The sequence below is a fragment of the Haladaptatus ordinarius genome (assembly GCF_054177595.1).
On the sequence record NZ_JBPEHH010000284.1, the window covers coordinates 1 to 884 of the forward strand.

At 58.4% G+C, this 884-nt stretch carries 1 protein-coding gene; it reads left to right on the top strand.

The features are described 5' to 3' along the window. A partial coding sequence (locus ACR3FF_RS27215; RefSeq protein ID WP_458191223.1) for an RNA-guided endonuclease TnpB family protein occupies positions 1 to 866 on the top strand: 866 nt, incomplete at its 5' end. Between the last annotated feature and the right edge of the window lie 18 nt (positions 867 to 884).

Here is an 884-nt window from a genome sequence, read left to right on the forward strand (position 1 = left end):
TCAACGACGACGTGACGGTCGGTGAGTTCCGACTGCAAGAACACCGGAAGAACTGGGTTCTTCACGTCACTGTCGAGTACGCGGTCGCGGAACCGGAAGTACCAGACGACCCAACTCCGGTCGGTTTTGACATCGGTGAATCCAAACTCTTGGCGGGCTGTGCCTGTCAGGACGATACTCCAATTCAACCGATGCTGTTCGACGGTAGTCGTGCTCGGCACCTCCGCAAAGAGATGTTTACGACCCTCCGCCGTCTTCAACAACGTGACGCCGATTGGCGGATTAACGAGCGATTCGACCACTACCAGAACGCACTCACTGATATTGTCGAGAAAGCGTCTCGGCAAGCTGTTGAGTACGCCCGACAATTCGAGAGTCCGGTTATCGTCCTCGAAGACCTGTCGTTTATCCGCGAGCGGTTGGATTACGGCAAGTACATGAACCGCCGGTTGCACGCTTGGGCATTTGCCCGACTTGCCGGGCGTATCGAAGACAAAGCCCGCGACGCTGGTATCCCCGTCCGATTCGTGAATCCGGCGTACACGTCCCAAACGTGCCACGCGTGCGGACACCTCGGACACCGTGGCCGACAAGCCACGTTCCGGTGTACGAACAGTGATTGTTGGGTGACGGAGTACCAAGCGGACATCAACGCGGCGGCGAATATCGCTGGTCGCGTAGACCCGTGGGGTGAGAGTCTGTCGCTGAAACCGACGGACGATGACACCCCACAGGATGGGAGCACTTGTGACAGTGCCTTGGGACACCGAGAGACGAGTCGGCAACCCCGACAGACGACTCTCTCGGAGTATGGTTCCGAAACCTCCGACAATGAGGCTTCCCTTGTAGGAAGCCCCGCCCTTTAGGGCGGGCGAGGATGTCAC